Here is a 24,484-nt window from a genome sequence, read left to right on the forward strand (position 1 = left end):
CGCCACGGCTCAGCCTCAGGACAACACGCCCTGCAATTGTTCGCAGCTGGACGGAAAATCCTGCGACTCATGCATAGGCTGGGTCAGAAAACCGACCATGGGCAGCTGACGCCGCATCGCCTCGTCCAATACCGGATCCGAGCCCGGCACATAGGCGCCGACGCTGATCAGATCGCGGTTGCGCTGATAGCGCGAATACAGCTGCTTGAATTGCCGGGCCAAAGCCATCTGCGACTGCGGCACCACGTCCACCATCACCCGGCTGATGGACTGTTCGATGTCGATGGACGGATAGTGGCCGGATTCGGCCAGTTCGCGCGACAGCACGAAGTGGCCGTCCAGAATGGCGCGCGCCGAGTCCGCGATCGGATCCTGCTGATCGTCGCCCTCGGACAGCACCGTGTAGAAGCCGGTGATGGAGCCGCCGCCCTCGGCGGCGTTGCCGGCGCGCTCGATCAATTGCGGCAGACGCGCGAACACCGACGGCGGATAGCCCTTGGTCACCGGCGGCTCGCCGATGGCCAGCGCGATCTCGCGTTGCGCCATCGCGTAACGGGTCACCGAGTCCATCAGCAGCAATACGTCCAGGCCCTGGGCGCGGAAATACTCGGCCAGCGCGGTGGCGTAGGCGGCGCCGTGCAGCCGCATCAGCGGCGGCATGTCCGCCGGCGCGGCCACCACCACCGAGCGGGCGATGCCCTCGTCGCCGAGAATGTTTTCGATGAAGTCCTTGACCTCGCGGCCGCGCTCGCCGATCAGGCCCACCACCACCACGTCGGCCTTGGTGAAGCGCGCCATCATGCCCAGCAACACCGATTTGCCCACGCCGGAGCCGGCGAACAGGCCCAGACGCTGACCGCGCCCCACCGTCAACAGGCCGTTGATGGCGCGCACGCCGACATCCAGCACATCGCGCACCGGCGATCGGTCCAGCGGGTTCATCGGCTGGCTGTGCAAGGGAAACCAAGCGTCGGGATGAATGTCGCCCTTGCCGTCCAGCGGCCGGCCCAGCGAGTCCAGCACCCGGCCCAACAGGCTGAGCCCCACCGGCACCATGCGGCCGGACGCGCCGTCGCCGGCGGCCTGGGCCCGGGTCTTGCCGAATTGCGGCGGGTGCTGCGGCGTCAGCGGCATCACCGGCGTGCCCGGCAGCAAGCCATGCACATTGCTCAGCGGCATCAGAAAGACTTTGTCGCCGGAGAAGCCCACCACCTCGGCTTCCACCAGGCGCTTATCCGCCAGGGCCACCTGGCAGGCGCTGCCCACCGGCAGCTTGAGGCCCACCGCTTCCATTACCATGCCGGTGACGCGCACCAGCTTGCCACAGGGCTGCCACAGCTTGGCGGCGCGCGCGCTGTCCGCGCAATCGCGCAGCCAGGCGCGCTGGCGCTCAATCAGCAGCGGGCTCATCGTCCATTCCCAAGGCTTTGCGCATGGCGGCGATGCGGGTGTTCATGGTCAGATCCAGCCGCAACGCCGCGGTGTCTATCACGCAGCCGCCGCGCTCCACTTCCGGATCCTCTATCCATTGCCACTGGGTTTCCGGCGTCTCCTGGGCCAGAAACTCCCGCGCCACGGCCAGATCCGCCGGGTTCAAGCGCAGCCGCGCCTGAGCCAGCGTGGCCGGCAAGTCCTCCAGCGCCTCGCGCAGCAACTCCTGAATCAACAAAGGATTCTGCCGCGCCAGCCCATGGCTCAACTGGCCGGCGAGTTCCAGCGCCAGCGCCAGCCAGTCCGCCGACAATTCGGTTTCAAAACGGGAAATATCTTGCGCCAGCCCTGCCGCCAGCGCTTGCAGCGGCTGCCAGGCCGCGGCGAAGCGGGCCTCCTGCTCGGCGCGCACCTCGGCCAGACCCTGCTCGCGCCCGGCGGTCAAACCTTCTTGATAACCGGCGGCGCGGCCGGCTTCCTCCCCGGCCTCATGACCGGACTGCCAGGCTTCCTGATGGATGGCTTCCAGCTCCGCCGCGGTGGGATAACCGCTGACCGCGCGCTCGTTTTCGGCCCCGCCGGTTTCCGCTTCGGGCTCGGCCGGGGCCGGCTCGGCGGCGGACTCCGCCTGCGCCTGCTCCTGCTGGCGGCGGCGCTGCTGCGCCAGCTCCATCAGTTGCACCGGCGTCAGTCTCTGGGTCAGGCCGTCCAGCGCGTTGGGACTCCAACTGCTCCAGCCCTCCAGCTCCTCGCCGGGGATGATGGGATTACTCGACGAGACCTTCATCACCGCCCTTGCTGCCTAGCACGATCTGGCCGTCGTCGGCGAGCTTGCGCACCACCTTGAGGATTTCCTTCTGCTCGGCCTCCACTTCGGACAGCTTGACCGGGCCCTTGGACTCCAGGTCGTCGCGCAGCATTTCCGCGGCCCGCTGCGACATATTGCGGAAGATTTTGTCCTTGAGCTCGGCGCTGGTGCCTTTGAGCGCGATGACCAGAGAATCGGACTGCACTTCGCGCAGAATCGTCTGGATCGAACGGTCGTCGATTTCCAGGATGTTCTCGAACACGAACATCTTGTCCTGAATGCGCTGAGCCAGTTCCGGGTCGTACTCGCGGATGTAGTTGAGCGCGGCGGCCTCGACGTTGGAGCCCATGAAGTTGAGGATTTCCGCGGTCAGGCCAATGCCACCGGCCGCGCTCTTCTTGATGCGGTCGGAACCGGACAAGAGCTGGGTCAGCACGTCGTTCAGTTCGCGCAGCGCCTGCGGCTGCACGCCCTCCAGCGTGGCGGTCCGGATCAGCACTTCGTTGCGCATCCGCTCCGGGAAGAAGGACAGAATGGAGCTGGACAGATCCGGCTCCAGATGCACCAGGATGGTGGCGATGATCTGCGGGTGCTCGTTGCGGATCAGGTCCGCGGCGGAAGAAGGGTCCATCCACTTCAGGCTTTCGATGCCGCTGTGGTCGTTGCCCTGCATGATCTTGTCCAGCAGGTTGGCCGCCTTGTCCGGGCCCAGCGCCTCGATCAGCACATTGCGCAGGTATTCGTCGGACGCGCCGATGCTGGCGCGCGCCGCGCACTCGCCCTTGAATTCGCTGACCACCTCGTCGATCTGTTCGTAGCTCAGATTATTGATCGCCGCCATCGCCAGCGAAATTTTCTGCACTTCCTTGGGACCGAGGTATTTGAACACCTCCACCGCCTCGGCCTGCCCCAGGCTGAACAGCAACACCGCGCTTTTGCGCACTCCGTTCTCACTCATCGGCGCTTATCCATTCCTTGATGATCTGGGCCGCCATGCGCGGATCGGATTTCACCATTTCACGCACCGCTTCCAGATTGGTGGTGTATTGCCGCATCTGCGCTTCGCGCGGATCGCCGCCGCCCGCGGCGCCGCCGGCGTGACCGGCCGCGCCCTCCTCGCCTTCTTCTCCGGCCACGCCCAGCAGGCGGCCGCCCGCGGCGGCGGCCTGCGCCGCGGCCTCTTCTTCGCTGCCCTTGGCCGGCGCCGGCGGCTTGACCAGATCGCGCATGATGGGCCGCACCACGCCGAACAGCAGGTAGAGCACCGCGATGGTCAGCAGGCCGTACTTGATCAGGCTGGAGCCGTTGCTGGCCACGTAGTCGGTGACTTTTTCCTGCAGCGTCGCCGGCACTTCGGCGTCGGCGAAGGCGGCGTTGACCACGTTCAGGGTGTCGCCGCGCTGGGTGTTGAAGCCCATCGCCTCCTTGACCAGATTATTGATCTGCTGGACCTCCTGCGGGGTCAGCGGCGTCGGCTTCATTTCGCCGTTCTTGTCCGGCATGCGCCGGTAATTGACCACCACGGCGGCCGATAGGCGCTTGACGCCGCCCTGTGGCATCTTGGTGTGCTGGATGGTCTTGTCGACTTCGTAATTGGTGGTGATGTCGCGTTGCAGCGTACCGGACGCGCCCATGGTCTGGCCGGACAGCGTGGCGGTGCCCGGCGCGGCGCCCGGCGGCAAGGTGATCGGAGCGGAGGCGGCCGACGGCGGCTGATTGGACAAGGCCCCCGGCACGCCGGAAGGCAACGCCGCGCCGTTGTTCAGCTTTTCGCTGATCTGCTGGCTGCGGGTGGAGGACGGATTGGGGCTGGAATTGGGCTTGAAGGTTTCCGAGGTCTGCTCCACCTCGGCGAAATCGACGCTGGCGGTGACCTGGGCGCGAGAATTGCCCTTGCCGAAGATCGGCTCCAGGATATCTTCGATGCGCTTGACGTAGCCCTCTTCCACCTGGCGCACATAGCCCAGCTGACGCTGATCCAGGCCCGAGTTCTCGTCCGGCCCGTTCTGTTTGGACAGCAGATTGCCGTCCTGATCGACGATGGTGACGTTCTTGACCGGCAGATTGGGCACCGAGCTGGACACCAGGTGCAAAATACCGGCGATCTGCCCGGCGTCCAGCATGCGGCCGCGGAACAGGCTCAGCATCACCGAGGCGGTGGGCTGCTGCTGTTCGCGCACGAAGACGCTTTGCTTGGGAATGGCGATATGGACGCGGGCGGTCTCCACCGAGCCCACCGCTTCAATGGTGCGCGCCAGCTCGCCCTCGATGGCGCGCTGGTAATTGACTTGCTCGGCGAACTGGCTGATGCCGAACTTCTGATTGTCCATCAGTTCGAAACCGACGCCGCCGGCCTTGGGCAGGCCTTGCGCCGCCAGCTTCAGGCGCGCGTCGTAGACCTTGTCCGAGGGCACGGAGATGGTGCCGCCCTCGCCCAACTGATACGGCACGTTCATCTGCTGCAGCGAAGCGGCCACCTGCCCGCCGTCGCGGTCGGAGATATTGGAGAACAGGACTTTATAGCTGGGCGTGCGGTTCAACACCACCGCGCCCACGATAACAGCGAAAATGGCGGCTACCGCCGCGAGGAACAGGACTTTTTTATTGTTGGGAAGCGCTTTGAAGCGATCGGACGCTTCATTCATGCGGCTTCGCCAAACGGGCGTAGCGTTTTCTTCTGCCAGGTCAGCCATACAGTGGTTTTAGGTTCGAGCCCACCGCCGCCGGCTGGTCGGGTCCGGCAGCGCTAGACTTGGGTATTCATGATTTCCTGATAGGCGGTGACCAGCTTGTTGCGCGCCTGAACCATGGTCTGGAACGACAGGCTGGCTTTCTGCAGCGACACCATCACGTCCTGCAGGTTGACCCCCTCGTCACCCAATTCAAATTGCTTCTGCATCTCCTGCGAAGTCTGCTGCGCCGAATTCACCTGCTCCAAGGTGGACTTTAGCACAGCGGAGAAGTCCACCTGGGACGCTTCCGGGGCCGTAGCGGCGGGCTTGCCCGCGGCCAGGGCCGAGGCGGTGCGCAGCTCGCCCAACAGTTGATCGATATTTGGCACTGACATGGTTACTCCAAGCCATTTCCATCTGGAACCTCCTGACATCCGTCGGCTGCGTCTTCATCACGGTAACGCTGCAATTTATAGCGCAAGGTGCGCTCGCTGATGCCCAGTTTTTCCGCGGCCAGCTTCTTGACGCCGCCCACTGCGGTCAAGGTTTCCAGAATATGGCGTTTCTCTAGCGTTTTCATGTCGGTTTCATCCGACACGGAATAGTCTTTTTCAGACGCTGTCCGGGTAACCTGAGCCGCGCCGGAGTCGTGATCCAGCAGCAGGTCGGCGGCAAAAATTTCCGCCCCGGCGGCAAGAATCACCGCCCGCTGCACCACATTCTCCAGTTCGCGGATGTTACCCTCCCAACTATAGGCCGTCAAATGACGTTCCGCATCCTCGGACAGGATCAGATTGCCTCTTCCGGCGGCCTCTGCGTACTTTTTAAGCATGATTCGTGCCAGCGGCAGAATATCGTCGCGTCGCTCGGCCAGCGCGGGGATGCGCATCGGGAACACGTTCAAACGGAAATACAGGTCCTCGCGAAATTGCCCCGCGTCCACCGCGGCCTGCAAATCGCGGTTGGACGTGGCCAGCACGCGGATGTCCAGCTTCAGGGTGCGCGTGCCGCCGACGCGCTCCACTTCCCGCTCCTGCAGCACGCGCAGCAGCTTGGCCTGCAGCGACAACGGCATCTCGGTGACTTCGTCCAGCAGGATGGTGCCGCCCTGCGCCTGTTCGAACTTGCCCGGCAAGGCCTGGGCCGCGCCGGTGAACGCGCCGCGCTCATGGCCGAACAAGGTGGACTCCAGCAGGTTTTCCGGGATGGCCGCGCAGTTGACCGCGACGAAAGGCCCTTCGCAGCGCTTGGAGTGCCGATGGATGTAACGCGCCAGCACTTCCTTGCCCACGCCGCTGGGGCCGGAGATCATCACGCTGACGTCGCTGCCGGCCACGCGGCCGGCCAGCGCGAACAGCTGCCGCATCGCGGCGGACTCGGCCACCACCTCGCCGCTCGTCTCGCTGGGCATGCGCAGTAAATGCTTTTCCACTTCGGCGATCAGGCTGGCCGGCTCGAAAGGCTTGAGCAGGTAATGCGCGGCGCCCGCGCGCAGCAGTTCAATCGCCCTTTCGATGACGCCGTAGGCGGTCATCAGGATGAAGGGCACGCCGGGATAGCGTTTTTTCGCTTCCTCGAACAACGCGTAGCCGTCCATCGGCGCCATCTGGGCGTCGGATACGATCAGCCCCACCGGGGCTTCTTTCAATTTGGCCAGGGCCGCGGCGCCGTCGCCGGCCTCCAAGGTGGGATAACCGGCCAGGCTTAGGGTGTCGACGATGGCTTCGCGCAGGTCCGCGTCGTCTTCCACCACCAGAATAGGGAGATACTTCATGTCTTCTTGTTCTATCAGAGGGTTAAGCCGAGCCGCCGGCTTGTTGTTGCTTTTGCGTGGCCAGCACCGACAAACGCGTGGCGATGCTTTCCAAGGCCAGCACTTCGTGCGCGCCGCCCATGGCAATGGCCTCCTTGGGCATGCCGAACACCACACAGCTGGCTTCGTCCTGGGCGATGTTCCAGGCGCCGGCCTGCTTGAGCTCCAGCATGCCGCTGGCGCCGTCCCGCCCCATGCCGGTCAGGATCACGCCGATACAGTTCTTGCCCACCAGATTGGCAGCGGAGCGGAACAGCACGTCCACGGACGGGCGATGCCGGTTGACCGGCGGCCCGGCGTGCAGGCCGATGGCGTAGCCTATGGTGGGCGCCGGCTTGATCAGCAGATGGGAATGGCCGGGCGCAATGTAGACGGTGCCGTTTTGCAGCCGTTCATTGTCCTCGGCTTCCTTCACCGTCAGCTTGCACAAGGTGTTCAGACGCGTGGCGAAGGAATGGGTGAACATCTCCGGCATATGCTGGGTGATCAGGATGGGCGGCATCGAGACCGGCAGCGCGGTCAGCAAGGTGCGCAGCGCCTCCGTACCGCCGGTGGAAGAGCCGATGACGATCACCGCCTGGCTGGCCAAGGGCACTTTGCCGGCCTGCTTGGGCAAGATAATGTCGGCGTTGTGGCTGGGCACTACGTCCAGCGGCTTCTTGGCCGCGTTTCCCCTCGTCAGCTGCCCCATACGCGTCCTTGGCTTTCTCTGGTTATTGTAAAAACAGCCCGCGCGCGCGGCGCCGCCGCGTCAAACGGCTTCATGGCGCCGGCTCCGTTTCGGCGTCCGCGATGCGGGCCAGCCAGGCGTCGCAAGCCGCCTCCACCAGATCCAGCACGGTGTCGAAACCGCCTGCGCCGCCGTAATAGGGATCGGGCACGTCGCGGGCGGCGCCGGACAGCGGCTCCAGCAGCAAATGCAGCTTGCCCCGATAGGATGGCGGACATTGGGTATTTAACAAAGCCAAATTTTGCCGGTCGGCGGCCAAAATCCAGTCGAAACGCTCGAAATCGCGCGCCTCCACCTGTCTTGCCCGCAAATCGGACAGGTCGTAGCCGCGACGCAGCGCCGCCTGACAGGTGCGCCGGTCCGGCGCTTCGCCGACATGGTAGCCGTGCGTGCCCGCCGACTCCACATCAATCCGCGCCTCCAGGCCCGCGCGCTTCAGCTTGGCGCGCATCACCCCTTCCGCCGTTGGCGACCGGCAGATGTTTCCCATGCAAACAAATAAAATGGACAAGCAATCGTTCTGGCTCATGGACGGCTTCGGCTCTCTATTTTTATTCAGTATGGGATTCAGGCACCCACTCGCCCCGATCTTATCACTTCCGCCGCCGGCTACGCGTCCGCGAGAAAGGCGCCGGCTATTTTCCCTCCGCCCCCGCGGCTAACGCAGCGCCGGCAAATCCATGCCGGCCAGATAGCCGGCCGCGATGCAGGCGCTGCGCGTCGAGTCGAACAGCAGGCCCACTCTTTCCGCCTCGTCGGCCAAGCCCTCCTCCGCCGCCAGCGCCAAGCGCTCCAGCCCGGCGCAGGATCCGCCCAGCGCGCTGAAGCCCAGGGTCAGCGCGGCCCCCTTCAGATTGTGCGAATGGCGCCGCACCTGATCTCGCTGACCGGCCAGCGCGGCGGCCAGCAGCTCGTCGACCCGGCCCACCTTGCCGGCGAAGAATTGCGCCACCAGCTCCCGGTATTTTTCCAGGGTCAGCATTTCGGTCATTTTTTCGATCATCGCCACGTCCAGCAAGGCCGGCAGCAAGGTGGGCTCGGCGTTCGGCTCCCGCGCCGGCCCATTGCCGAACTGACGCTCCAGCATGGCGTGAAACTCCGTCACATGCAGCGGTTTGGCCAGGAAATCGTCCAGGCCGCCGGCCAGAGCCTTGTCCCGCGTTTCCGCGAGGACGTCCGCCGTCAGCGCGACGATCTTCATCCCCGGCGTCATCGCGCGCTCGCGCAAATGCCCGGTCGCCTCGATGCCGTCCATCGCCGGCATGTGCAAGTCCATCAAGACCAAGTCGAAGGGCTGCCGGGCGGCCGCCTCCACGGCTTCCGCGCCGTCCTGGATCACGGTGACCAGATGCCCTTGCTTTTGCAGCATCGCCTGCATGTATTTGCGATTGATCGGATTGTCGTCCACCACCAGGACGCGCAGCTGACGCTCCAGCCCCGCCGGGTCCGCTTCCGAGCCCGTCTTGGCCCGGCCCTCCGGCGCGTTCATCGCCTGCAAAGGCAGCGACAGCACGAAGACGCTGCCGGCGCCCAGCGCGCTGTGCACGGTGATGTCGCCGCCCATCAGCTGCGCCAGGTTCTGGGAAATCTCCAGCCCCAGGCCGCTGCCGCCGTACTGACGCACGGTGGAGCTGTCGCCCTGGGAGAAACGCTTGAACAAGCGCGCCAGCGTGGCGTCGTCCATGCCGATGCCGGTGTCCCGAACCGTGATCCGCAGCACGGCGCCGGCTTCCGAGCCCGATTCCGCGGCCTCCGCCTGTATGGTTACCGCGCCGATCTCGGTGAACTTGATCGCGTTGCTGAGCAGATTGAGCAGGATCTGCCGCAAGCGGGTGGGATCGCACAACACCCATTCGGGCACGTTCAAATCCAGCGCCATGCGCATGGCCAGCCCTTTGGACACCGCTTGTCCGCGCATCAGGCTTTCGCATTGCAGCAGCAGTTGCCGCAGATTGCACACCGTGGGCAGCAGATCGAGCTTGCCCGATTCCAGCTTGCTGGCGTCCAGCACGTCGTTCAACAGGGCCATCAGGTGGCGGGCGGATTCTTCGGCGGTCTTGATGTAATCGGCCTGCACCGGCGTGGGATTGCAATCCCCCAGCAAGGAGAGCATGCCCAGCACGCCGTTGAGCGGGGTGCGGATTTCATGGCTCATATTGGCGAGAAACACGCTTTTCGCCATGCTGCCGGCCTCGGCCTGGACCCGGGCCTGCTCCAGCACGTCGGTCAGTTCCTCCAGTTCGTGGCGTCGGCGTTCCAGTTGCCGCAGCTGCCGCACCACGATGGTGGCGAAGCCCAGGATCAGCGCCCATTCGAAGGCCATCAGCCAATTGCTGACCACGATGTGCTGCTGCATGCTTTTATTGCGCGCGTCCACCTGTTCCGCCATGCGCTGGTTGGCCACCAGCGACAGGTCGTGCAGCGGACCGCTCAGCAAATCCAGTTCGGTGTCCAGCCGCCGCAGGCCGTCCAGTTCCAGCTCCGCGCCGGATTGGCGGCCGAAATAGGCGTCGGCCTTGCGGATGAAGGCGTCCAGTTTGGGCCGGGCCTGCTGGTATTCCTGGGTGCCGTCCAGCAGGCTGGAATACAGGCCGTGGTCGACCACGCCCACGCGGCTGACGAAGATGTCGTAGCGCTCCTGCAGTTCGGCCCGGTCCTGCTCATGGTTCAGCACATGTTCTATCGTCGTCTGCAGCCGCATCGATTCGGTTTCGAGCTGAAAGTAGGCCCATACGATATTGTCGCCTTCGTAGCGCGCCGCGGTGTTCAGCATGTCCGCCTGCCGCACCTGGATATAGGCCACTCCGGCGAACACGCAGGCCAGCGTCGCCCCGATCAAGATCAGGCTGCGCCAGGCGGAATAGCTTCGCTGCGGCGTCTTCATCGCGCTCAATGCACCTGCAGGGATTTGAGTTGCCAGGCGGAACGGTTGTAATACAGCTCCGAACGCAGCTCTTCTTGCGAATCGTAGGGGTAGACGATGAACAAGGGCCCTTTTTCCCGCACCGGCATCGGTTTGCCGTTCATCTGGGTCGCCAGGATCACGTCGAAGCGGCTGGCGTCGTCAAAGGGGATATCGGTCTTGTAGTCGTTCAGCGCCACCGCTTTCAACAGTTTGCCGTGGGCGCCGGCGGCGGCCAGCACGTCGCGCAGCAAGGGCCCCGAAAAGCGGGTCAAGCCCGGATACCACGGCGTGTGGGTGCTGAAACTGCGCTGAGGCAGTTTGGCCAGCATGGCCATGTCGAAGGCGGCGACGTCGCCCTGGTTTTTTTGGCCGACGTTGCCGCTGATCACCAGCACCGCCTTGCCGGCGGGCTTGGCCAAAGCGTCGACCGCCGCGGCCAAGGGCGCCGCGGCGGCCAGGCCGAGCAGCAACAACAGGATTCCAAGTCGTTTCATGGTTTTCTCGCTTAGGTATGCGCTGCAATGAATACCCAATCCCGCGCCGACTGCGGCACGCCTCCGCCGCAATTCGCCAGCCACTCGGCGAAGGAGGCCTCGTCCACCGGCGGGGAGATCAGGGAACCTTGGGCCGCCGATACGCCGAATGCCTGGCACAAGCCCCACTCGGCCTCGGAAGCCACGCCCTCGGCCACCACTTTCAAGCCCAACCGACGGCCCAATTCCACGCTGGCCAGGAAAATGGAGCGGTTGGTGGCGTTGCTCGCGGCGTCGATGACGAAGCCCTTGTCGATTTTCAATTCGGTGAACGGGATGCGCGCCAGCCGGTCCATGCTGGCGAAGCCGGTGCCGAAATCGTCAATTGCCAGGCCGGCGCCTTTCAGACGCAAGCGCGTCATGATTTCCAGCGCCGAGGCCGGGTCCGCCATCACGCCGCTTTCCGTGACCTCGAACGTCACCCGGGACATCTCAAGATCGGCTTCGTTCGCAATCGCGACCAAAGCAGCCACCAGACTGGAGTCCTTCAGGGATTGCATGGAAAGATTGACCGACATGTCCAGACGCTGCCGCGCGTCCAGGCGTTTGAGCGCTTGCGACGCGTCCGCGAACAAACGCTTGGTCATCTGCGTGATCAGGCCGCTTTGTTCCGCCAGTTCGATGAACTGCAACGGCCCGAGCAAGCCTAGCTGCGGATGCAGCCAGCGCGCCAGCACTTCCACGCTCAACACCCGGCCGCTGGCCACATCCACCTGCGGCTGAAAAAACGGCACCACCTCGCCGCGCTCTATGCCCAGGCGCAGTTCCTCGCTGTTGATCCGTTCCAAAGGCAGGCACACCGCTTCCCCGGGCGCGACGGGCGCGGCCAGCATCGCCAGCAATTGCTCCGGATCCACCGGCTTGGGCAAGACGCCGCACAAACGCAGCGCGTACATTCGCGCCAGATCCGCCACGCTGTCCAGCACTCTTTCGTCGAAACCGCTGGTGATCAGCAATTTGCCGCAATAAGCCCTCTCGCCCAAATGACGCACGAACTCGACGCCGTCCATGCGCGGCATGTCCAGATCGCAAAAAATCAGATCAAAGGCCCGGTCGCCGGCATCCAGCTGCATCAGCGCGTCCAGGCCGTCGACCGCCTCGGAAATCTTGCCCATGCCCAGCTGCCGCAATACCGCGGTCAGGAATTGCCGCGACACGGCTTCGTCGTCAACCACCAAGATTTGCGGCATCGTCTCCCCCATCTAGCCCATCTCGTGCTGGCTGTTTTCACTATCGACGCCGGCTGCGAGCTTCCGCGACCGCGCCCCGCCGCGCTGTGCTTGGCCGCGCGGCGGTCCGGATCTCGTTTTTGCCCCTGTAGTATCTAAATAGCCCGCCGCCTTCGTCTTTTCCAGCCGGCGCGGCTCGGCGAGCTCAGCCGCCCCAGGCGGCCGGCCGTGCCGCGGCGGCCAGTTCCTCGCGCATTTCCAGCGCCAGCTGCCACACTTTCCGCGCCAGCGGCGACAAGGAACGGTTGGGCCGTTTGATCAAGACGATGCGGCGCCTCTCCACCGGCAGCAAGGGCAATACGCTCAAGCCGCCGCCGGCGGGCGGCGGCATGGCCAGTCCCGGCGCGACGCTGAGGCCCAGGCCGGCCGCCACCATGCGGAACACCGACTGCGAGTGCCCCAATTGCTGCGCCACTTCGCAGGCCAGGCCGTGCCGGGCCAGCAAGTCGTCTATCAGCCGGCGGCTGCCCGAGCTGTGGTCCAGCAAGACCAGCGGCTGGCCGTCCAGTTGCGACCAATGCGCCGCGTCCTGGCCGGCCAAGGCGTGGTCGCTGCGGCACACCAGCCAGAAGTCGTCTTCCAGCAGGGGCTCGCTGTCCAGCGCCGCGGCCGCGTCGGGCTCCACCACCAGGCCGAAATCCACCTGTCCGCCCGTGACCGCGTCTATGTTCAGGCGCTGCACCTGGTCGTGCAACACCAGCTTCAGCTGCGGATAGCGCTGCCGGCACCGCGCGATCAACAAAGGCATCAGGCTGGCCGACAAGGTGGGGCTGCTGGCCACCCGCACCACGCCGTGCGCCTGCGCGCCCTCCATCCGGGCTTCGCCCAGCGCGTCCTGCAGCGCCTCCAGCACCCGCGTCAGCTTTCCCTGCAAACGACGAGCCGCGGCGGTGGGCTCCACCTCGCGCGTGGTGCGGTCGAACAAGCGTAGATCCAGTGCCTGTTCCAGCTCCCGCACCGCGCGGCTGACCGCCGGCTGGGTCAGACCCAGCGCGTCGCCGGCGCGGCTGAAGCCGCCCAGCTCGATCACGGCCTGGAACACTCGCAGTTGGCGCAAAGTCACATTCATATCAATTACTCATCAATTGATCAGATAAATGCATTTGTATTCTCAATTGAGCTGCGGTTCAATAGCGGCATCCCTTGCCATCGCCGCATCGCCCCATGCCCAAACTACTCGACGCCTTCACGCTGTCCCTGCTCGCCACCGTCGCGCTGGCCACCGCGCTGCCCTGCTCCGGCGATGTCGCCGCCGCCTTCAACCTCGTCACCAATCTGGCGATTGCGCTGTTGTTCTTTCTGCACGGCGCCAAACTGTCACGCGAGGCGGTGCTGGCCGGCGCCGCGCATTGGCGGCTGCACCTGGTGGTGCTGAGCTGCACCTTCCTGCTCTTCCCCGCGCTCGGCCTGGCCTTGCGGCCCGTCTTGCAGCCCCTGCTGACGCCGGAACTCTATCTCGGCGTCCTCTATCTGTGCATGCTGCCTTCCACCGTGCAATCGTCCATCGCCTTCACCTCCATGGCGCAAGGCAATGTGCCGGCCGCCATTTGCAGCGCCACCGCTTCCAACATCCTGGGCATCTTCATCACGCCGCTCCTGGTCAGCCTGCTGGTGGTCAAGCACCACGGCGCCGACCAGGGCTGGGGGCCGGTGCTGGACATCGTGATGCAGTTGCTGCTGCCCTTCATCGCCGGCCAGATCGCCCGTCGCTGGATAGGCGGTTGGGTGGACCGCAACAAGGGCTTGCTGCGCTATGTCGATCAGGGCTCCATTCTGCTGGTGGTCTATACCGCCTTCAGCGCCGCGGTGATCAGCGGTCTGTGGCGACAAACGCCGCCGCAGGCGCTGGCCGCGCTGCTGCTGGTCAATCTGGTCTTGCTGGGCCTGCTGCTGGCCATCACCCTCTTGCTGAGCCGCAAGCTGGGCTTCTCTCGCGCGGACCAGATCACCATCGTGTTCTGCGGCTCCAAGAAAAGCCTGGCCAGCGGCGTGCCCATGGCCAAGGTGCTGTTCGCCGCGCCGGCGCTGGGTTCCATCGTGCTGCCGCTGATGCTGTTCCATCAGATCCAACTAATGGCCTGCGCGGCCTTGGCGCAGCGCTACCGCCGCCGGCACGCGGAGGACGCGCGCTGAAAAGACGACGCCCCGCTCGGCATCGAGCGGGGCGTCTCGCGGACAAGACCGGACAAGGCAGGGCCTGTCAGCTGGAAGCCCCGCGACTCGTCGTGCAAGGCTTCACACAGCGCAGCAGATTATGAACAGGCTCTTACAGCTCGTTGATCCAGGCCTGTTCTTTTAGATGCTTGAGCTGGTCGCGCAGGCCGGCCGCCTTTTCGAACTCCAGATTGCGCGCGGCCTCCATCATTTCCTTCTCCAGACGCTTGATTTCCTTGGCCAGGGACTTTTCGTCCAACATCGCCACGCGGGCCTTGTCCACCAGCTTCTTGCGTTCGTCCTCCACGCTGTAAACGCCGTCGATGATGTCCTTGATCTTCTTCTGCACGCCCTTGGGCACGATGCCGTGCTCGGCGTTGAAAGCCATCTGCTTGGCGCGGCGGCGCTCGGTTTCATCCATCGCCCGCTTCATGGAATCGGTGATGCGGTCCGCGTAGAGCAAGGCCCTGCCGTTGAGGTTGCGCGCGGCGCGGCCTATGGTCTGGATCAGCGAACGGTCCGAACGCAGGAAGCCTTCCTTGTCCGCGTCCAGGATGGCCACCAGGCTGACTTCCGGAATATCCAGGCCTTCGCGCAGCAGATTGATGCCGATCAGCACGTCGAACACGCCCAAGCGCAGATCTCGGAGGATTTCCACCCGCTCCACGGTATCGATGTCGCTGTGCAGATAGCGCACCTTGATGCCGTGCTCGGTATAGTAGTCGGCCAGTTGCTCGGCCATGCGCTTGGTCAGTGTGGTCACCAGCACCCGTTCGCCGCGTTCCATGCGCAGACGGATTTCGGACAAGAGATCGTCCACCTGGGTGGCTACCGGCCGCACCTCCATCTCCGGGTCCACCAGGCCGGTGGGACGCACCACCTGCTCCACCACCTGGCCGGCGTGTTCTTTCTCGTAGTTGGCCGGGGTGGCGGACACGAACACGGTTTGCGGCATCAGCAATTCGAATTCGTGGAATTTCAACGGCCGGTTGTCGGTGGCCGACGGCAGGCGGAAGCCGTACTCCACCAGATTGGCCTTGCGCGCGGCGTCGCCCTTGTACATGGCGCCCACCTGGGGCACGGTGACATGGGATTCGTCGATGAACATCAAGGCGTTCTTGGGCAAGTAATCGATCAGCGTCGGCGGCGGATCGCCGGGGCCCCGGCCGGAGAAGTGCCGGGAATAGTTTTCGATGCCTTTGCAAAAGCCCATCTCGTACAGCATTTCCAGGTCAAAGCGGGTGCGCTGCTCCAGGCGCTGGGCCTCCACCAGCTTGCCCTCTTTCTGATACCACTCCAGGCGCGTGCGCAGTTCTTCCTTGATGTGCTCGCAGGCGCGCAGCACGGTGTCGCGCGGCGTCACGTAGTGGCTGGAGGGAAACACCGTGAAGCGCCCCACCCGCTGCTTGGTCGTGCCGGTCAGGGGATCGAACAGGGTCAGCGTTTCCACTTCGTCGTCGAACATGCTGACGCGCAGCGCGGTGTCGCTGCTTTCCGCCGGATAGATGTCGATCACATCGCCGCGCACGCGGAAGGTGCCGCGGCCGAAATCCATATCGTTGCGATCGTACTGCATGGTGGCCAGCCGGCTGATGATGTCGCGCTGCGCCAGCGTCTCCCCTTCCTTCAGATGCAGAATCATCTGATGGTAGTCGGAGGGGTCGCCAATGCCGTAAATGGCGGAGACGGTGGCGACGATGATGCAGTCCGGCCGTTCCAGAATGGACTTGGTCGCCGACAAGCGCATCTGCTCGATGTGCTCGTTGATGCTGGAATCTTTCTCGATGAAAAGATCGCGGCTGGGCACATAGGCTTCCGGCTGATAGTAGTCGTAGTAGGACACGAAATACTCGACGGCGTTTTCCGGAAAGAACTCGCGCATCTCGCTGTAGAGCTGCGCCGCCAGCGTTTTGTTGTGCGCCATGATGATGGCCGGGCGTCCGCTTTGGGCGATGACGTTGGCCATGGTGTAGGTTTTGCCGGAACCCGTGACCCCCAGCAAGGTCTGGTAGGACAGGCCGTCGCCCAGCCCTTCCAGCAATTGGACAATGGCGCCGGGCTGATCGCCGGCCGGTTCGAATGGTTGATGCAGTTTGAACGGACTGTTGGGATAGGTGCGCAGCATGGGTCGAGACATCGGAGGAGATAGCCTGATTCTACGCGGTTCGCCCCCGCTTCACACCCCCGATGCGCCTGCATATAAAAAAGCTGCGATTCAGGCTATACACAGTCAAAACATTGTTTAAAATACAGTTAGACCGAGCATAAAACACGGCTTGCGGCGCAAACGCCGCGAGCCTATTTTTCGGTCCGAGATTCGTTAATATCCGCTCTCCCTGGAGTGAAGCATGATCAAGAAAATTGCAAGCCTGCTGGTATCCGCGGCGTTAGCCATGCCGGTGCTGGCAGGTGCGCCGTCCAGCGTGATGGTGGCCTCGCAGATGGCCGACCTATCCGTTCCGCGGCTGAATTCGCATTCGGTATTGGTGCTCAACGGCATCACCGGCGAACCCTTGTACCAAAAGAACATCCACCAACGCATGCCCATCGCCTCCATCACCAAATTGATGACGGCCATGGTGCTGCTGGATTCCGGCGCCTCGCTGGATCAGGAGGTGACGGTATCCGACGCCGAGATAGACCGGGTGAAAAACACCTCCTCGCGCCTGGCGGTGGGCACCACCCTCAGCCGCAAGGAAATGCTGCTGCTGGCGCTGATGTCGTCGGAAAACCGCGCCGCCGCCACGCTGGCCCGCACCGCTTTGCCGGGCGGCAGCGCCACCTTCGTGGAACGCATGAACCGCAAGGCCCGCAGCCTGGGCATGAGCGAGACCATCTTTTACGACGCCACCGGTCTGGACATGCGCAACACCTCCACCGCCGCCGACCTGGCCCGCATGGTCCGCGCCGCGCACGGCTATCCGCTGATCCGCGCCTTCACCACCACGGAGAAGCACCAGATTCAATCGGTGAGCCGCCGCGTGCTGCAATACAAGAACAGCAACGCGCTGGTGCGCGAAGGCGACTGGGAGATTTCCCTGCAAAAAACCGGCTACATCCAGGAGGCCGGCCGCTGCATGGTGTTGCAGGCCACCGTGGGCTCCCAGCCCTTGATCATCGTGTTGCTGGCCGCCGGCGGCAGCGCCGCCCGCGTCAACGACGCCAGGAGCATCAAAACCTGGCTGGAGGCGCATCCCGGCAGCTGGCTGGCCGGCTGAGTCCGCCGCCTCCAAACGAAAACGGCCCTTCCGTCATATGGCGGAAGGGCCGTTTTCATGCATACGCTTACATATAGCGCAAGTCGAACTGAGCCAGGCCGTTGGCCGAACCCGGCTTGATGCCGCCCTCCTGCCCTTGCGGCACCGGCGCGCGGGTGGATTCGTACATCGCGTTGAAACGCAGGGTGTTGCTGCCGTTGGTCAAGCCCACCAGCGGCGAATACTGACCCAGCACGATGTCGCCGCCGCCCGGTCCCATCAGGCGGATGCCCACACCGGCGGCGCTGCCGTTGATCGCCATCAGTTCGCCGTTGTCGCGGTCGGCCTCTCCGTTGAAACGCACCGCCACCGTGGTCATGGTGTCGATGGAGCACTCGGTCAGCCGGATATCGAAGGACACCGGGCGGGAACGGTCGCCGATCTTGCGGAACATCTGCGAGGACACCAGACCCATGCCCACTTCCAGGCTCTGCGAGTTGGGATCCAGACCGCAGGCGCTCAACACCAGTTCGCCGAAAACGTTCAAGGTGCCGTCCGCCGCCTGCGCCAACGGCGCCGCCAGCGCCAAAGCCAGCACCATCGCCTTGAATTTCATTGCTCCACTCCTTACGCCAATTCAGTTCGCCGTCTCGCCACCCTACCAGAGGGCTCGAGCCGCTCAGATATAATCCAGATCGATATTGACCGTGCCCTGGAACGGGCCTTCTTCCACCTTGCCCATATTGGTGGGGACGATGGTGGCGAACATCGGCACGGTTTTCTGACGGTCGCCCTTGAAAAACTCCGCCAGGAACTCCGACTGCTCCAGCCGCAGCTGGCGTCCGTCGCCGTAAAACAGTTGCAAGCCAAGCCCGCTATCCGAGTTGTCCTTCTTTTTCACCAAAGTGGCGGTATAGGTATCCGCCTTGCCGTTGATGCCGCGGAAATAGCCGTTGACCTTGACCGGATCGTCGCAGGTTTTCTCAAGCTTCAGGGCAAAGTCCCTGCGCGGCACCGCCGGGTTGAGCCCCTTGACGGTTTTGGCGATTTTGCCGAAGTCCAAAGCATTGCTGGCCGGATTCAGGCTGACCTTCACCGCGCACTGGATGAAACGGATCTTGTCCAGCCCGGTCACCTTGTAAACCAGATTGCTGCCCTTGATGTCGTTGATCCCGCCGACCCCGTCGAACTGCAAGACTTCAAACTGCGACTTGCCGACGCTCCCATTGCCGGGATACGGCGTCTTGGTGGCGATCACCACCTGGAAGCTCAAGGAAAAATCCGTTGTCGGGCACTGATTCAATGCGATATTGGACGGGCACTTCGGAATGACCTGACCCGTCGCAATCCGCAGATTGGGGTCGAAATTGGGGCGCCCGTTATACATCACGCCAAACTGCACCCCCTGCGGAGAACTGTCCTTGCGCGGGTTAGGATAGAAGAACACCTCCTCCGCCTCCCGCAAGCCATTATGGTCTTTGTAGCAAGAGACATTGACCGTGCGCACCGAGGAGTGCCAGATGATCTCGCCGCTTGGCAGGGTGATGGGCACCGCCACCGTGGAGCCTATGTCCTCGGTAATCATCACGCTGCCATTGCGCCCCCCTTCCTTGCACGCCAAAGCGTGGCTCAAGGCCGGCAGCATGGCCAGCGCGGCCATCAATAGCAAACGCGGCAAACGACGATTCAACATGGGCTCTCCCTGCGCTGTGCGCCTGCGGAATTATTTCTTGTCTTCGCGGTACTGGCACTGGCCGTCCGCGCAAACGAAGGTAAAGGTGTCCTGAGCGCCGAAATCATTGATATTGCTCAGCTTCAGACTGACCGGCAGCGCCTTCAGCGCAAAACGGGCCTCGCCCTTGGGCGGCACCATCAGGCCATCCATATCGCGCGGCTTCTTGTCGCCCGGCAGTTCCAAGCCCACCAGGGTCAGGTGATAGGGGCTGGGGTTCTTGAACACCAGCTTGCCGGCGGCGGCGTCGAAGCTCAGCTGCAGCTTGTTGGCCGGGTTTTCGCCGCGCGGCAATTGCGCTTCCTTGGGACGGTAGAACACCTTGATGCGCGACTTGATCGCCAGTTGCAGCACATTGTCCTTATCGCTCTTGGGCGGGACTTCCTGCACGTTCAGATAAAACAGCGACTCCCGATCGGACGGCAGGCTGGGGTCGGGAATGCGGCTCAAGCGCACCACGCCCTTCTCGCCGGCCTCGATGCGTTGCAGCGGCGGCAACACCAGGAAGGGGGAAGCCAGGCGCTTGCCCTCGCCGTCGCTGAGCCAGGATTGAACCAGATAAGGTTGCTCCGGGTTCTTGTTGCTCAGCACCATGCTGACGTTCTTGTCCTGCTCCAGATAAATCATCCGGGTGCGGTCCAGCAGGATGTTGGCCTGCGCCGCCAGCGGCGCGGTCAGCGCGGCCAGCACGCCCGCCAACCCCAGTGCGCGATGAAACGTTTTCATATCGATTCCTTATTCTTTATTCTGCGAGAGGCGCGCACACCATGTCGCGACTGCCCTGGCTCAGCTCGTAATCGGCCGGCAGCGGGTCCACGCGGCAACGCGTCTTGCCCCAGGAGATTTCCAGCTTGGGCGTCGGGCTCAAGCCGGTGACGAAGGTCAGACCGCCGTCGCCCACCATGCCGACGTCGCGCTTGCCGGCCACGTCGCTGACGGTGGCGCCCAAAGGCGGCATTTTGCCATCCGGCAGCCGCACCGTCAGCAAGGCCTTGCGTCCGACCTTGACCGGGAACTCGGTGCGCCCCACCGCGCCTTCGGTCAACACCACACGGCGCACCGCGGAACTGGCCTCCACCGAATCCGGCATATTGTCGTCGTCCAGGCGCACGTCCTGGCTGTAATACGGCGCCACGCTGCTCAGCATCGCGTAGCCGTTGCGGTCGGTCTGCGCCGACACGCCGTAGACCGGCACGCCGGCCACGCCGTCGGTGTCCACCAGCATGCGGGTTTCGCCGCCGTAGCTATTGCCCATGGTCAGGCCCCCGGCGTGCAGCACCAGCGAGCTGCCCAAGCCCGCGGACAGGCTGCTGTAACCGCCCTGCTGCTTGCTGGCCGAGACGTCGGCCTGCATGACGCGGCCGGTGTAATGATAGTCGCCGGACACCAAGGGCTTGCCGGAACGGGTGTCCGCGCTCATCGCCACGTTGTAGCTGTGGTTGGGGTTGCTGCTGTCCGAGTAACGGACGGTGTGATTGGTGTTGCCGGCGCTGCCCTGCACGTCATAGCCGATGCGGCGGTTGTTCTCCAGCGGCATGCTCAAACCCAGGTAGACGCGGTTGCTGCTGCCGGTCTGGTCGCGCAGGTTCTGCACCGACAGATTGAGGCTGACGTTGCGCAAGGAACCGATATTGACGTCGCGGCTCAGCGACAGATCCACGCGCTGGGTGGCGGTGGCGTTCCAATAAGTGGACTTTTCAGCCGACAGAAACACATTAGTCTGGCCGAAAGTCTTGCTGGCGGTCATGCCCACCCGCTGTTTGTCGCTGATATAGTTCTGGCCGTCCAGATCGCTGAGGAATTGGCCGAAGGAACGGAAGTTGCGGTCCGAGAAGCGGTAGCCGAACAGACGGATGTCCGCGTCCAGGCTTTCAAACTTCTTGGCGTAGTTGAAACGGTAAGAACGGCCGGCCATGTTCAGGCCGCCGCGCAATTGGGCGTTGGCCTGGGTCACGTCGGCGGACAAAGCGCCCCAGTTGCCGAGATCCTTGGCGAAGCCCATCGCCAGCGAACGGTAGTCGGCGGACGCGATGAAGCCGCTGTACAGCGACAAGGTCTGCGTCAGGCCGTAAGACGCCTCGGCGCTGGCCACGTTCGGGTGCGACGCGCTGCCGTTCTGATCCGCCTGGCCGATGGCCGCCTTGTAACGCCACATGCCGTTGCGCGTCAGGAAGGGCACCGAGGCGGTATTGACGGTGAAGGTCTGCTGGCTGCCGTCCGCCTCCTCCACGGTCACATCCAGCTGCCCTTGCGTGCTGCTGTTCAGATCGCGGATGGAAAACGGGCCCGGCGGCACATTGGTGGTGTACAGCACCCGCCCTTGATTGCGGATGGTCACCTTGGCGTTGGTCTTGGCCACGCCGTTGACCTGCGGCGCGTAGCCGCGCAGGCTTTGCGGGATCATGCGGTCGTCGCTGTTCAGCGTGGCGCCGCGCATGGAGAAGGCGTCGAAAATCTCGGAAGTCTTGAAGACTTCGCCCAGGGTCAGACGCGCCTGCATGCCGCGCAGATCGCGATACACCTGGGTATTGTTCCAGCTCAGACGGCTGCGGTTAGTCGCGCTGTCGTCGTACTGGTAATTGGAGCGCAGCCTCCAGGGGCCGGCGTTGGCGCCGGCCACGCCGTAACTGGTGGTCTTGCTGCTGCTGGCGCCAAGACCGTTGTCGGTGCGCTGATAGAATACGCGGTAATCCAGCATCGCGGCCGGCACGCCGTCGTTCCAGGTCTCCGGCGGCGCGTAGTCTTCATCGCGATACGCCAGTTCCGCCTGCGGCACCGAGATGTCCAGGCGCGCGCTGCTCTTGCTGTAGCGTACTTTTGCGGCGCTGACCGCCGACAAATCGACGCACTGCTCGTTCTGCGGCCAGACGATGCCGGAGCGCAGGCCCAGCTGGCGGATCAAATCCGGCGGCAAACACGGGCGCACGGTCTGATCCGCGCCTTCCGGGCGGAAATCCAGTTCCAGCTGCTGCAAAAAGCGCTGGTTCAGATACACATCGGCGATATAGCGGCCCGGCACGATATAACCGGCCTGCTCGAACTGCTCCAGGCTCACGCTGCTGCTCGGGTCCAGCTGCAAAAAGGCGTCGTTGAACTCCACCGCATGCGCAATGCAAGGGCCCAGCGTCAGCGCCACTGCCACAATGTAAATGCGATGCTTGTTCATGCCTGCCGATATCCCGATTTAAGTGCGCGCCGCCTGCGGCAGCCTGGCCCAAAACACGCCGTCGCGTCGAAGCGCGCCGGCCTTGAATCTGTCCCGTCAGGCAATAACGAAGCCGCGCCGCTTGTCAGGCGCAGGGGTATGCCTTGGGGGAATGCTTGCAGATGACTATCCTCATGCCCTGGTTTGCAGACTACTCATTGCTGACAGCGGACAAACCAGGCCAGACCATCGCCTAAGCGATGAGACCTTCAGGGCACAAGGAAACAGGAGCCGGAACCTTGCTTGGTTCCGTTATTGAATCGAACTGCGGATTACTTGTACTGCAGATCGAATACGGCGAAGGCATCCGCTTGACCCGGGGTCACGGTTACGGCGTCGCCGGCTTTGGCGCCGTCGGCTTCGTATGCAGCGCTGAAGTTCAGGGTGTTGTTGCCGTCAACCAGGTTCAGGGCGGTGCCGTACTGGTTCAGCTTGATCTGGTCGCCGTTGTTGGTGTTCACCAGACGAACGCCCACGCCTTTGGCGCCGCCGCTCTTCAGAGCCATCAGTTCGTTGTTGGAGCCAGCGGTGCCGGAGAACATCACAGCCACGGTCTTCAGCGTGGTGGTGGTGCAGTCGGTCAGGGTCATTTGGAACGGGGTCGGAGCCGAACGGTCGCCCACTTTCTTGAATACATGGGTCGGCACTTTGCCCAGACCCACTTCCAGGTTCACGCTCTTGGAATCCAGGCCGCAAGCTGCGGTAACGATTTCGCCCTTAACATCCAGGGTGCCGGCGGCGGCGAAAATGGAGGAAGCGGCAACAGCCATCAGGGAACCAGCAAATACAAATTTTTTCATTCTTGACTCCGACTAGGGTAATCATTCTCAAACCGCACAGCAGCCTCGCATGCCGCGTCGCGGACCATCCGCCAGTGCTGACCTGCAGTACTGGAACGCAGACGCATAGTAGCAAGCGGAACCATTGCGTAGATTTTTTTGTTTCATATTAAATTTTTTCTTTAAAATCTATGCAAAAACCCGCCTCGCCGACTTTAAACGATTTGATGAATCAATCTTGAATATTTGTTTTATTTCAGGGGTTTGTTAAGGATTGAGCGATATTTGCAATAAAACAACACTTCAAATAAAGAAAACCCACTCAGTCAATGCTGAATGGGTTTTTTGCTGATTTATTGAGCAGATTTGGACTGCGATCAGAAGTAATTGACCACCAGATTCACCGCGCCGGCCCGGGCGGTGGCGCTCCGCAGCAAATCACGGCTGCTGAACTGGTTCTCGCCTTTGCGCACGTTCAGGCTGGCGATCTTGCCTTGCTGGGCCGCGGCTTCGCTATCCAGCGTCAGCTTGGCCGGGCTGGCGCATTGATTGAGTTCGAGAGCCGGCTTGGCGCGGGCCGCGTCGGCGCTGGCCACTTCGTGAGTTTGGGCGCTGCAGCCGCCTTCAACGATGGCGCCGTAGAAATGGACTTGGCCGCCTTGAGCCATTGCTGCGGTAGAAAGAGCGGAAAGCAGGGCTGCCAGTCCAAGTGCGTGCAGACGTTTCATTTTCGACCTTCCTTTCCAAATCCCGCAATTAGTAAGCAATAACTTTTAGGTTTCGGCTTTTTTTGTAAGCTCAACCAGTTCAATTGCATTCTAGTACAAGTGGCATTTAAATTGAAAGGGCTATTTGATAGTTTTTATTACAAATTATTTTGTTTTAGAAATAAGTGTTTCTTACTAATAAATGCTTGTTTATGCAGAAAGTGCTTAATAACTCTAAATGACGCCGTCTGATTATCGTTATGGCACAAACTAAGCGCGGCCGCCCACCCTCCTTGGCCGGCATGGCCGGCCGCCCGACGGACGGCGACAAAAAAAGGGACGGCTAGCCGTCCCTTGGCTCCGCCGGCCTGAGCGCCGGCGAGGATGAAACCTGATAAGCATCTGTTCTATGCCCCGCGAACAAGGGCGAGATCAAGACGAAAACGGCTGAGAAAGAGGAATGTTGGCGTGGCGTATGAGCAGGCTGAAGCGGTACTCACTGCGCCACGCCTCACGAAGCGCAGCAGACATTGAACAGGTTCTAAGAGCCTGTTCAATGTCTCGCGAGCAAGGGCGAGACAAGGCGAAA

Annotated in this window: 21 protein-coding genes; 2 read left to right on the forward strand and 19 right to left on the reverse strand. The window is 63.0% G+C overall.

The features are described 5' to 3' along the window. Positions 1 to 15 precede the first annotated feature (15 nt). From fliI to DB032_RS11845, 12 genes are all read right to left on the reverse strand, one after another. Positions 16 to 1,410 (reverse strand): flagellar protein export ATPase FliI, encoded by a 1,395-nt coding sequence (fliI, locus tag DB032_RS11790; RefSeq protein ID WP_107799663.1) that lies wholly within the window; start codon positions 1,408 to 1,410, stop codon positions 16 to 18. Further along, positions 1,391 to 2,218 carry a flagellar assembly protein FliH gene (locus DB032_RS11795; protein WP_107799664.1) on the reverse strand — a complete coding sequence of 276 codons (828 nt, stop codon included), beginning with the start codon at positions 2,216 to 2,218 and terminating at the stop codon, positions 1,391 to 1,393. The genes fliI and DB032_RS11795 overlap by 20 nt, the downstream gene beginning before the upstream one ends. Then, on the reverse strand, positions 2,199 to 3,197 hold the full coding sequence (gene fliG / locus DB032_RS11800) for a flagellar motor switch protein FliG (RefSeq protein WP_048413990.1): 999 nt from the start codon (positions 3,195 to 3,197) through the stop codon (positions 2,199 to 2,201). The genes DB032_RS11795 and fliG overlap by 20 nt, the downstream gene beginning before the upstream one ends. After that, positions 3,190 to 4,884, reverse strand: coding sequence for a flagellar basal-body MS-ring/collar protein FliF (gene fliF, locus DB032_RS11805; RefSeq protein ID WP_227107856.1), 1,695 nt, complete (start codon positions 4,882 to 4,884; stop codon positions 3,190 to 3,192). The genes fliG and fliF overlap by 8 nt, the downstream gene beginning before the upstream one ends. Before the next feature lie 101 nt (positions 4,885 to 4,985). Continuing rightward, complete coding sequence (gene fliE / locus DB032_RS11810; protein ID WP_019099998.1) at positions 4,986 to 5,306, reverse strand: flagellar hook-basal body complex protein FliE; 321 nt, start codon at positions 5,304 to 5,306, stop codon at positions 4,986 to 4,988. A gap of 2 nt (positions 5,307 to 5,308) precedes the next feature. Continuing rightward, positions 5,309 to 6,685, reverse strand: coding sequence for a sigma-54 dependent transcriptional regulator (locus tag DB032_RS11815; RefSeq protein WP_107799666.1), 1,377 nt, complete (start codon positions 6,683 to 6,685; stop codon positions 5,309 to 5,311). Between the two features lie 22 nt (positions 6,686 to 6,707). Then, positions 6,708 to 7,415: a chemotaxis protein CheB gene (locus DB032_RS11820; protein WP_107799667.1), complete on the reverse strand. Its 708-nt coding sequence runs from the start codon at positions 7,413 to 7,415 to the stop codon at positions 6,708 to 6,710. A gap of 70 nt (positions 7,416 to 7,485) precedes the next feature. Beyond that, complete coding sequence (locus DB032_RS11825; RefSeq protein ID WP_255411647.1) at positions 7,486 to 7,983, reverse strand: low molecular weight protein-tyrosine-phosphatase; 498 nt, start codon at positions 7,981 to 7,983, stop codon at positions 7,486 to 7,488. A gap of 129 nt (positions 7,984 to 8,112) precedes the next feature. After that, on the reverse strand, positions 8,113 to 10,338 hold the full coding sequence (locus DB032_RS11830) for an ATP-binding protein (protein WP_107799668.1): 2,226 nt from the start codon (positions 10,336 to 10,338) through the stop codon (positions 8,113 to 8,115). A 5-nt stretch (positions 10,339 to 10,343) separates the two neighbouring features. After that, a complete protein-coding gene (locus tag DB032_RS11835; RefSeq protein WP_107799669.1) occupies positions 10,344 to 10,853 on the reverse strand; it encodes a molybdopterin-dependent oxidoreductase in 510 nt (169 codons plus the stop codon). 11 nt (positions 10,854 to 10,864) lie between these two features. Then, a complete protein-coding gene (locus tag DB032_RS11840; RefSeq protein WP_158274295.1) occupies positions 10,865 to 12,082 on the reverse strand; it encodes an EAL domain-containing protein in 1,218 nt (405 codons plus the stop codon). Between the two features lie 184 nt (positions 12,083 to 12,266). Next, positions 12,267 to 13,190, reverse strand: coding sequence for a LysR family transcriptional regulator (locus DB032_RS11845; RefSeq protein ID WP_107799671.1), 924 nt, complete (start codon positions 13,188 to 13,190; stop codon positions 12,267 to 12,269). Between the two features lie 95 nt (positions 13,191 to 13,285). Between DB032_RS11845 and DB032_RS11850 the strand changes: the two genes are divergently transcribed. Further along, positions 13,286 to 14,254, forward strand: a complete 969-nt coding sequence (locus DB032_RS11850) for a bile acid:sodium symporter family protein (protein WP_107799672.1) — start codon at positions 13,286 to 13,288, stop codon at positions 14,252 to 14,254. Between the two features lie 133 nt (positions 14,255 to 14,387). Here DB032_RS11850 and uvrB read toward each other — a convergent pair whose 3' ends face one another. After that, the gene (gene uvrB / locus DB032_RS11855; protein WP_107799673.1) at positions 14,388 to 16,400 is read right to left on the reverse strand and encodes an excinuclease ABC subunit UvrB; all 2,013 of its coding nucleotides are present in this window, start codon (positions 16,398 to 16,400) and stop codon (positions 14,388 to 14,390) included. 223 nt (positions 16,401 to 16,623) lie between these two features. Here uvrB and DB032_RS11860 point away from each other — a divergent pair, with 223 nt between their 5' ends. Further along, positions 16,624 to 17,493, forward strand: coding sequence for a serine hydrolase (locus DB032_RS11860; RefSeq protein WP_107799674.1), 870 nt, complete (start codon positions 16,624 to 16,626; stop codon positions 17,491 to 17,493). Between the two features lie 67 nt (positions 17,494 to 17,560). On the opposite strand, the gene DB032_RS11865 is transcribed toward DB032_RS11860, so the two are convergent. The 6 genes from DB032_RS11865 to DB032_RS11890 form a co-directional block, all read right to left on the reverse strand. Continuing rightward, positions 17,561 to 18,088, reverse strand: a complete 528-nt coding sequence (locus tag DB032_RS11865; protein WP_081550751.1) for a fimbrial protein — start codon at positions 18,086 to 18,088, stop codon at positions 17,561 to 17,563. A gap of 63 nt (positions 18,089 to 18,151) precedes the next feature. Further along, the gene (locus DB032_RS11870; RefSeq protein WP_082158901.1) at positions 18,152 to 19,165 is read right to left on the reverse strand and encodes a fimbrial protein; all 1,014 of its coding nucleotides are present in this window, start codon (positions 19,163 to 19,165) and stop codon (positions 18,152 to 18,154) included. 30 nt (positions 19,166 to 19,195) lie between these two features. Next, complete coding sequence (locus DB032_RS11875; protein ID WP_107799675.1) at positions 19,196 to 19,930, reverse strand: molecular chaperone; 735 nt, start codon at positions 19,928 to 19,930, stop codon at positions 19,196 to 19,198. A 16-nt stretch (positions 19,931 to 19,946) separates the two neighbouring features. Beyond that, on the reverse strand, positions 19,947 to 22,370 hold the full coding sequence (locus tag DB032_RS11880; RefSeq protein WP_107799676.1) for a fimbria/pilus outer membrane usher protein: 2,424 nt from the start codon (positions 22,368 to 22,370) through the stop codon (positions 19,947 to 19,949). Between the two features lie 311 nt (positions 22,371 to 22,681). Next, positions 22,682 to 23,209, reverse strand: a complete 528-nt coding sequence (locus tag DB032_RS11885; protein WP_107799677.1) for a fimbrial protein — start codon at positions 23,207 to 23,209, stop codon at positions 22,682 to 22,684. 356 nt (positions 23,210 to 23,565) lie between these two features. Continuing rightward, positions 23,566 to 23,916 carry a hypothetical protein gene (locus DB032_RS11890; protein ID WP_146176655.1) on the reverse strand — a complete coding sequence of 117 codons (351 nt, stop codon included), beginning with the start codon at positions 23,914 to 23,916 and terminating at the stop codon, positions 23,566 to 23,568. Positions 23,917 to 24,484 lie beyond the last annotated feature (568 nt).

Source organism: Chromobacterium sp. Panama (genome assembly GCF_003052555.1).
Taxonomy (GTDB): domain Bacteria; phylum Pseudomonadota; class Gammaproteobacteria; order Burkholderiales; family Chromobacteriaceae; genus Chromobacterium.